This window comes from Bradyrhizobium sp. UFLA05-125, assembly GCF_059803515.1.
Window position 1 is genome coordinate 36710 of the sequence record NZ_JBANBJ010000068.1, and the last position, 9637, is coordinate 46346.

5 protein-coding genes are annotated in these 9637 nt (G+C 62.4%); 2 read left to right on the forward strand and 3 right to left on the reverse strand.

Annotated features, from left to right (window positions below):
• Positions 1-242 precede the first annotated feature (242 nt).
• Positions 243-1922, forward strand: a complete 1680-nt coding sequence (locus SO156_RS36275) for a multicopper oxidase family protein (protein ID WP_498538129.1) — start codon at positions 243-245, stop codon at positions 1920-1922.
• On the forward strand, positions 1909-4044 hold the full coding sequence (locus SO156_RS36280; RefSeq protein ID WP_498538130.1) for an alkaline phosphatase family protein: 2136 nt from the start codon (positions 1909-1911) through the stop codon (positions 4042-4044). The genes SO156_RS36275 and SO156_RS36280 overlap by 14 nt, the downstream gene beginning before the upstream one ends.
• A 128-nt stretch (positions 4045-4172) precedes the next feature.
• Here the strand turns inward: SO156_RS36280 and SO156_RS36285 are convergent, their stop codons facing one another.
• The 3 genes from SO156_RS36285 to SO156_RS36295 form a co-directional block, all read right to left on the reverse strand.
• Positions 4173-5636 (reverse strand): GH1 family beta-glucosidase, encoded by a 1464-nt coding sequence (locus tag SO156_RS36285; RefSeq protein WP_498538131.1) that lies wholly within the window; start codon positions 5634-5636, stop codon positions 4173-4175.
• 193 nt (positions 5637-5829) lie between these two features.
• The gene (locus SO156_RS36290) at positions 5830-6984 is read right to left on the reverse strand and encodes a ribonucleotide-diphosphate reductase subunit beta (protein WP_498538132.1); all 1155 of its coding nucleotides are present in this window, start codon (positions 6982-6984) and stop codon (positions 5830-5832) included.
• A 10-nt stretch (positions 6985-6994) separates the two neighbouring features.
• A partial coding sequence (locus tag SO156_RS36295; protein ID WP_498538133.1) for a ribonucleoside-diphosphate reductase subunit alpha occupies positions 6995-9637 on the reverse strand: 2643 nt, incomplete at its 5' end.

The following is a 9637-nucleotide window of genomic DNA, read 5'->3' on the forward strand; positions in this document are numbered from 1 at the left end:
ATGAAGCGGGACCGGGTCTATCAATGATTGATTCCGAAGCGCGCTCACTGGGTTGGCTTGGTCGGACCAGCCGAAGTCGATCGACGCGACGATGGTCCGTTGGCGTATTCGCTGTCGTGACCTGGTTCGCGATACTAGGGCTCGGAGCGATCAGCTTCGCGACATTGCTCGGAACCAGCGGACTTACGCAGACTTTGCAACCGCAACGCGACCCCTGTCAGCGACCAACGTCCGGAAGCGCCTTGGAGGAACCGCGGGACCTTCGCAGCAACGACGGGGTCCTGCAGGTCGATCTGGCCATTCACAACAGCAAGCAACCGGACGGCTCGACCCGTTACTGCTACCTGACGCCCGATGGCGAGATGTCGCCGACATTGCGGGTCAAGCCGGGCGATCTGCTGATCGTGCGCTTCAAGAATGATCTCACCGAGTTTGCGCCGGCACGCCCGGTTGCTGATCAGCCGCCAGCGCTGCCGTTTCCGGCGCCGTTGTGTGTGTCGCGAAAGATATCGGATCCGTGCGGCAGCGACGCCATGCGACCGACCTCGGCCAATCTGCACTTTCACGGGCTGACGGCCCCGCCGGTTTGCCATCAGGACGATGTGCTGAGGACCTCGATCCAGCCGGACGATCCGCCATTCGAATATCGGCTGCGCATTCCCGCCGACGAGCCGCCCGGAGTCTATTGGTATCACCCGCATATTCACGGCTACAGCAAGGCGCAGGTGCTCGGCGGAGCGTCAGGCGCCCTGATCATAGAGGGCGTCGAGCGGGCTGCTCCGGAATTGGCTGGACTCCCCGAGCGGGTGTTGGTGATCCGCGACCTCGACCTTTTGAATCCCGACGCACCGCCGGCAAAATCCGAGCCGGTCGTCCCGAAAAATCAGCTCGACAGTGACGGCGACACCACCAACAACGGCACCGGCTTCGGCAGGCCGGCGAAAGACCTGTCCGTCAATTTCCTGCCTGTGCCTTATCCCGATTATCCGCCGGCATCGCTACAGATGAAGCCGGGCGAGCGACAGCTTTGGCGCGTTCTCAACGCCTCGGCGATCACCTATCTGAATCTCGCACTCGTGTTCCGGCGCGCGCCGCAACCGCTCGGCATCGTCGCCATCGATGGCGTGCCGATCCATTTCAACGGCAGCCCGGCGCGCTCGGTCGAGTGGGTCAATCATATCGGCGTGCCCCCCGGCTCCCGCGTCGAATTCATCGCCGAAGGCCCACCGCTCGGCGTGCCGGCGCTGCTCGTGACGCGAACGGTCGATACCGGACCGGCCGGTGAAAACGATCCCAACCGCGCGCTCGTGTCGATCACGGCGGCGGCCGATGCGCCCGAACCGCAATCGAGGCTGCCGGCAAATCCGCAGCCGCTGCCATTAGTCGCTCGCCCATGGATCGGAGATGTTGCGCCAGTGCGCGTCAGAAAACTGTACTTCTCCGAGCAGCCGGCCAATCCGGACGATCCCAACAGCCCGGTGACGTTCTACATCACCGTGGACGGCGAAAAGCCCAAGCCGTTCGACGCCGGTTCCGACATTCCGGACATCGTCGTCAAGCAAGGCGACGTCGAGGATTGGATCATCGAGAACCGCTCGACGGAGCTGCACGACTTCCACACCCACCAGCTTCACTTCGAGCTGCGCGAATGGTCGGGCATGCAGGTCAACGAGCCGTTCGTGCGCGATACCGTCAACGTCCCTTATTACAACGGCCGCATGCTGCAATATCCGAGCGTACGGCTGCGCATGGATTTTCGCGACCCGAACATCGTCGGCACCTTCGTCTATCACTGCCACCTCCTCGAGCATGAGGACAACGGCATGATGGGACGCATCCGTGTCGAGCCGACCGACACCGCCGTTTCCACCCAGTCGTCAGGTCAACAACTTACCAAGGGAGCGCAGAATGAGTTTAAATAGACGCAAGTCACGTTTGCTGGACAGTTGCCGCATCGGGCTGAGTGCACTGGCGATGGGGCAATTTTGCCTGAGTCCAGTGCTTGCCGGCGGCGCGCCGTCCTCCGCCGATCACTACACGCGGTCGCCGATCAAGCACGTCATCGTCATCATCGGCGAAAACCGCAGCTTCGACCACGTGTTCGCGACCTACGTACCGAAGGAGCGCCGGAACACCGTCGACAACCTGCTCTCCAGGGGCATCATCAAGCTCGATGCCAACAAGAACGCGGTCCCCGGCCCCAACTTCGAACAGGCGCATCAGCTGGCTGCAAAGGACATCGGTACAAAGGATGCGTTTCTGCTGAGCCCGCCGAAGCAGACCTTCCCCAACGATCAGCTGCCGGCTCCGCTGGTCGGCGGACCCCAGGTCTCCTACATCCCCAACAAGTGCGGCAGCACGCCGATCTCGCAGTGCCAGGCGAGCCTGACGCTCGCGCAGCAAACGGAAACCGGGTTGGACCCGAGCTACTATTCTTCACTGTTGACCGGCGGCACCGGCCAGACCTCGAAAACGCCGGACCAGCGCATCACCGCCGTCAACAGCCTGCCGGCCGGCCCGTTTCAGCTGACCAACGGCAACACGTTCCCCTACGAGAGCTACGCAGCGAGCCCGGTGCATCGCTTCTACCAGATGTGGCAGCAATTGAATTGCGGTAAGGGCTCCGCCAGCCGGGACAATCCCTCGGGCTGCACCGGCAATTTGTTCGCCTGGGTCGAAGTGACTGTCGGTGCCGGTGCCAACGGCGCTGCGCAGCCGGAGACCTTCAGCACCCAATATGCGCCAGGCGCAGTGACCACGGGAGAAGGTTCGACCGCGCTCGGCTTCTACAACGTGCAAAAGGGTGACGCGCCCTATTTCACGAGCCTGGCGGACAAGTACGCGATGAGCGACAACTTCCACCAATCCGTCAACGGCGGCACCGGCGCCAACCACATCATGTTCGGCCATGCCGACGCGCTCTGGTTCAGCGACTCCGACGGCAAGCCGGCGGCGCCGCCGAACGGGGTTCAGGTCTTCGGCGGCACCCCCGATGCCGGTGTCGTCCATATGATCGAAAACCCCAATCCGGCGTCCGACACCAACAACTGGTACACCGAGGATGGTTACGGCAACAGCTATAACTCCGGCTATCCGCCGCCGTTCTCTGTCTCGCCGGCCTCCGGCGGCGGCTCGTACAGCGATTGCTCCGATCCCAGCCAGCCCGGCGTCAAGCCCATCACGGATTATCTCAAGTCACTGCCTCGCCCGATTGATCCCCACTGCGAGCCCGGCCACTATTATCTGCTGAACAACTACAATCCCGGCTGGTTCGGCAACGGCAAGAACGCCTACATCGACCATAATCCGTCGAATACGCCGTTCACCATTCCGCCGTCGTCGACCCGCAGCATCGGCGACCTCCTCAACGACAAGAACATTTCGTGGAAGTACTATGGCGACCAGTGGGACAACTACGTCGACGATCCGTACCAGCTCAATTGGGGCGCGACGGGTCCGACCGCGGATGAATACTGCAACATCTGCAATCCGTTCCAGTACGACACGTCCATCATGTCGCATCCGGACCAGGTTGCCGAGCACCTGCACGACTCGACGAAACTGTATGCAGATATTTCCGCTCGGACCCTGCCTGCAGTCTCGATCGTCAAGCCAAGCGGCTTCGTCGACGGCCACCCGGCGTCCTCCAAGCTCGATCTGTTCGAAGGCTTCACCAAGAAGATCGTCGATCAGATCCAGGCTTCGCCCTACGCGCACGACACCGCCATCTTCATCACCTTCGACGAAGGCGGCGGCTACTACGACTCGGGCTACGTGCAGCCGCTCGACTTTTTCGGCGACGGCACTCGCATTCCGCTGATCGTGGTGTCACCGTTCGTAAAGCCGGGCCATATCTCGCACGACTACGCGGATCACGTCTCGATCATCAAATTCATAGAGCGCAATTGGCAGCTGCCGACGATCACGCATCGCAGTCGCGACAACTTCCCGAACCCGGTCGCCGAGTTCAGCAATCCCTATGTTCCCCTCAACAGTCCGGCGATCAGCGATCTCTTCGACTTCTTCGAGTTCGCGGACCACTGAGAGCCGGGATTCCCGGAACATTAGTCAGCCTGACGATCATCAAATGATGGCGGCCGCCCTTCACGGGCGGCCGTTGCTTATTGGGGATCAACCAACGGATCGACGGCAAGGGAGATAAGCGAGACAGATCACACCCCCGCTGCGTTCTTGGCGATCACATTGCGGTAGAAGCTTGCGCTAAGCTTTGGCGTGCGGACCTGGGTCTCGAAGTTCACGTGATAGAGGCCGAAGCGCTTGTTGAGGCCGTAGATCCACTCGAAATTGTCCATCAGGCTCCAGAGGAAATAGCCGCGGACTGGCACGCCCTCCGCGGTCGCGCGCTCGAGCTGGGCGAGGTAGTTGCGCAAATACATGATGCGGTCGGTGTCGAAGATCTTGCCGTCGGCGGTGACCTCATCGTCGCCGGACGTGCCGTTCTCGCTGATATAGATCGGGCCCGTCTTCCAGATCTTCGCCGCCAGCTTCGGCACCCAGTAGATCGTCTCGGGGCCGACGCGCAGCCAGTCCGAATTCATGTGCGGAAACGATTTTGGGATCGGCAGCAGCGAGAAGCCGGCGCCCTTGTCGGAGGCCACGACGTAATGCTGCGGCGCGTAGATGTTGAGGCCGAGGAAGTCGATCGGCGAGGAGATGATCTTCAGCTCCGCATCGGTGTATTTCGGCGCGTTGGGCCCCGCGAATTTCAGGAAGGCGTCGGTGTATCTGCCCTCCATGATCACGTTGAGATAGCTCGCGTTCAGCTCGCGAAGCGCGATCTCGGTGGCGCGGACGTTCTCGGGCGTGTCGATCGCTGGAATGCAGGCATCGATGTTCTCGGCGGGCCCAACCCGGGTGCCCCGGCGGCCGGAGCTGCGGACCGCCTGCACCGCGAGCCCATGCGCCAGCGCGGTGTTGTGCCTGACTTGGTTCACCTCGGCTTGCGATAGCGTCAGCCCCGGCGCGTCGATGCCGATGCCATAGCCGAAATAGACGAACCTGCCGCTCTCGTTCAGCGTGAACACGTTCTTCACGCGATCGGTCAGATGCCGCGCGACATAGCTTGCATAGTCGCCGAACGCCTTGCAGGTCTCGGCCGAGCGCCAGCCGCCGAAGCGATCCTGCAGCGATTGCGGCAGGTCCCAATGATAGAGAGTGAGCCACGGCTCGATGCCGTTTGCCAGGAGCTCGTCGATCAAGCGATTGTAGAAGTCGAGCCCCTTCGGGTTGGGCTTGCCGTCGCCGTCCGGAAAAACCCGCGGCCAGGCGATCGAGAAGCGATACGCCTTGCAGCCGAGCTCCTTGATCAGCGCGATGTCGTCCTTGTAGCGATGGTAATGCTCATTCGCCCGGTCGCCATTGGTGCCATCCTCGATCTTGCCGGCCACGCGCGTAAACGTGTCCCAGATCGAGACCCCTCGCCCGTCCTCGGCGACCGCACCCTCGACCTGGTAGGACGAAGTGGCGGTGCCCCAGAGGAAGCCCGGCGGAAAGCCTCCCGCCGGGCGCGGCGCGGCTGCCGGTTTTCCCTCGACGGATTGTCCGGGGGCCGCGATCCCCGCTGCGGACAGCCCCGCGATCTTCGCAAACTGACGACGCGAGACCTTGTCCGACATGGGTTCTGTTCCACTTCCATTCGTTTCGGACCGGCACAATGGAGGGTCAGGGCCGATTTGAGAAGTGGCAGTTGCATGTGAGCCCGTTGGCAAACTGCAGACAAGAACCGAACCGTCCTCCCTCCCCCTTTCTGGAAGTGAGTGCAGCATTCCCGGAAAGTCACCCTCATCCCCGCTTGGAACGCGTGCGGCTTCAGTCCCAGCTCAGCGCTCCCCCGTTCTGGTATTCGATGACGCGGGTCTCGAAGAAGTTCTTCTCCTTTTTAAGGTCCATCGCCTCCGACATCCAGGGGAACGGGTTCTCGACCACGGCGAATACGGGCGGCAGACCGATCTGCGCGCAGCGTCGGTTCGCGATGAAGTGCATGTATTGTTCGCACAACGCAGCGTTCAGGCCGAGGAAACCGCGCGGCATCGTATCGCGACCATAGGCGGCCTCGAGCTCGGCTGCCTCCCGGATCATGCCGCGGACCTCCTCCTGAAACTCTGGCGTCCACAAATGCGGATTCTCGATCTTGATCTGGTTGATCACGTCGATGCCAAAGTTCAGGTGAATGCTCTCGTCGCGCAGGATGTACTGATACTGCTCGGCAATGCCGACCATCTTGTTGCGGCGTCCCAGCGACAGGATCTGCGCAAAGCCCGTGTAGAACCACATCCCCTCAAACACCACGTAGAACGCAACGAGGTCCTTCAGGAAAGCGCGATCGCGGTCCGGTGTTCCCGTCTGGAAGGACGGATCATCCAGATGCTGCGTGTGCTTGAGCGCCCAGGCAGCCTTGTCGGTGATCGACGGCACCTCGCGGTACATGTTGAACAGCTCGCCCTCATCCAAGCCGAGGCTTTCAACGATGTACTGGAATGTGTGGGTGTGAACCGCTTCCTCGAACGCCTGCCGCAACAGATACTGCCGGCATTCCGGATTGGTGAGATGACGGTAGATCGCCAGCACGATGTTGTTGGCAACGAGCGACTCAGACGCCGCGAAGAAGCCGAGGTTGCGCTTGATCGCGCGCCGCTCGTCATCCGTCAGGCCGTCGCGCGACTTCCACATCGCGATGTCGGCCTGCATCGAGACCTCGGTTGGCATCCAGTGATTGTTGCAACCGGAGAGATATTTCTCCCAGGCCCATTTGTACTTGAGCGGAAGGAGCTGGTTGACGTCGGCGCGGCAGTTGATCATCCGCTTCTCGTCGACGGACACGCGGCCGCCGGTACGATCGATCGCACCGAGGCCGGTCGGGTCGGCCGGCTCGAGCTTGAGCTGGGTCTGCGGACGCAGCGCCGTGGTGAGGGTCGAGGCGGCCGGAGCAGCCGCCGTGGTTTCGGTGTCGGACCAATCGAGCATCGTCATCTCCTTACTGGCACGCTTCGCATTCGGGATCGTCGATCCGGCAGGCCTTGATGCCGTCGAGATCTGGCGCCGCAGCGGCCGGGATCATGATCGGCGCGTGCGACACGGCCGCCGTGGCGGAGACCGCATTGAGCTTGCCGTCGGTGCCCTTCAGCGTCGACTTCTCGACATGGGTGGCGCTGCGGGAGCGCAGGTAATAGGTCGTCTTCAATCCGCGCCGCCAGGCGAGGCGATAGAGCGCATCGAGCTTCTTGCCGGAGGGATTGGCGATGTAGAGGTTGAGCGACTGCGACTGGTCGATCCATTTCTGCCGCCGTGCGGCCGCCTCGATCAGCCAGGCGCTGTCGATCTCGAAGGCCGTCGCGTAGAGCGCCTTCAGATCCTCCGGGACGCGATCGATCTGGCCGACGCTACCGTCGAAATATTTGAGGTCGGACACCATCACCTCGTCCCAAAGCCCCCTCGCCTTGAGGTCGCGGACCAGGAACTCGTTCGCGACCGTGAAGTCGCCGGACATGTTCGATTTGACGAACAGGTTCTGGTAGTTCGGCTCGATCGACTGCGACACGCCGCAGATGTTGGAAATCGTCGCTGTCGGCGCGATCGCCATGACGTTCGAATTGCGCATGCCGCCTGCCACTATCTTCTTGCGGAGGCGATCCCAGTCCAGCGTCGAGGCGCGATCGACGTCGAGCCCGCCACGCGAGTCGGCAACGAACTGGATAGAATCGAGCGGCAAAATGCCCTTCGACCACAGCGAGCCCTCGAAGCTCGGATAGCGGCCGCGCTCGGTGGCGAGATCGGAGGATGCCTCGATGGCGTGGAAGGAGATCGCTTCCATGCTGATGTCGGCGAAAGCGATCGCCGCTTCGGACGCGATCGGGATACGCTGGACCTGAAGTGCCTCCTGGAAGCCCATCAGGCCGAGCCCAACCGGCCGGTGGCGCATGTTGGAGCGGCGCGCTTCCGGGATCGTGTAGAAATTGATGTCGATGACGTTGTCGAGCATTCGCACCGCCGTCGTCACCGTCCGCTTCAGCTTGGCCTGGTCGATGCCGTTAGCTCCGACATGGGCGAGCATGTTGACGGAGCCGAGATTGCAGACCGCGACCTCGTCGGCCGAAGTGTTCAGCGTGATCTCGGTGCAGAGGTTCGAGGAATGGATCACGCCCATGTGGCGCTGCGGCGAGCGCAGGTTGCAGGGGTCCTTGAAGGTAATCCAGGGATGGCCGGTCTCGAACAGCATGGTCAACATGCGGCGCCAGAGGTCGGTCGCGCGCACGGTCTTGAACACACGCATGCCACCGGCCTTCGCCTTGGCCTCATAGGCCTCATAGGCCATCTTGAAGGACGTCCCATACAGATCGTGCAAATCGGGCGTCTCGTCCGGCGAGAACAGCGTCCACTCGTCGTCGGCGTCGACCCGCTGCATGAACAGGTCCGGCACCCAGTTGGCGGTGTTCATGTCGTGGGTGCGACGGCGGTCATCGCCTGTGTTCTTGCGCAGATCGAGGAATTCCTCGATGTCGACGTGCCAGGTCTCCAGATAGGCGCAGACCGCGCCCTTGCGCTTGCCGCCCTGGTTGACGGCGATCGCGGTGTCGTTGGCCACCTTCAGGAACGGGATGATGCCCTGGCTTTCGCCGTTGGTGCCCTTGATGTGGGCTCCGAGGCCGCGCACCGGCGTCCAATCGTTGCCGAGACCGCCGGAGTACTTTGCGAGCAGCGCATTGTCCTTGATCGACTTGAAAATGCCATCGAGGTCGTCCGATACGGTGGTGAGGAAGCAGGACGACAGCTGCGGGCGCAGCGTGCCGGAATTGAACAGCGTCGGCGTCGAGGCCATGAAGTCGAACGATGACAAGAGATCGTAGAACTCGATCGCCTTGGCTTCGCGGTCGATCTCTCGAATTGCCAGGCCCATCGCCACGCGCATGAAGAAGGCCTGCGGCAGTTCGATCCGCTTGCCTTGCTGATGCAGGAAATAACGGTCGTAGAGCGTCTGAAGGCCGAGGAACTGGAAGTTCAAGTCTCGCTCAGGCTTCAACGCCGCAGCGATGCGGCCGAGATCGAAGCGGGCGAGTTCGGGATCGAGCAGTTCGGCTGCGATGCCGACCTTCACATAGGCCGGAAAGTATTCGGCATAGCGCGTCGCCATGTCGGCCTGCGAGGCCGACGTCGTAACGCCATGGACATGCGACAGCACCTCGCCGCGGAGCTTGTCGAGCAGCAGGCGCGCGCTGACATAGGCATAACCCGGCTCCTGCTCGACCAGCGTGCGCGCGGCCATGATCGAGGCCAGCGCCAGCTCGTCCTGGCTGATGCCGTCGTAGAGATTGCGGGTGGTTTCGGCCAGCACGGGGGCTGCGGAGACGCCGTCGAGACCGGCGCAGGCCTCATTGATGATCAGCTCGAGCCGGCGCGTGTCCAGACCGACGCGCGAGCCGTCCGGCAGCGTGACGTGAAGGGTCGGTGCGGCGACGGGCGCCGGCTGCGCGGCCGCTTCCTCGGCGCGCTGGCGGGACCGTTCCTCGCGGTAGAGCACATAGGCCCGGGCGACCTTGTGGTGTTCGCTGCGCATCAAGGCGAGTTCGACCTGATCCTGCACGTCCTCGATATGAAAGGTGCGCCCCTCACCTGCGCGGCG

Bases quoted from the DNA above. Each gene is read 5' to 3' on its own strand.
- SO156_RS36280 (WP_498538130.1), top strand. From the start codon at position 1,909: ATGAGTTTAAATAGACGCAAGTCACGTTTGCTGGACAGTTGCCGCATC.
- SO156_RS36285 (WP_498538131.1), bottom strand. From the start codon at position 5,636: ATGTCGGACAAGGTCTCGCGTCGTCAGTTTGCGAAGATCGCGGGGCTG.
- SO156_RS36290 (WP_498538132.1), bottom strand. From the start codon at position 6,984: ATGCTCGATTGGTCCGACACCGAAACCACGGCGGCTGCTCCGGCCGCC.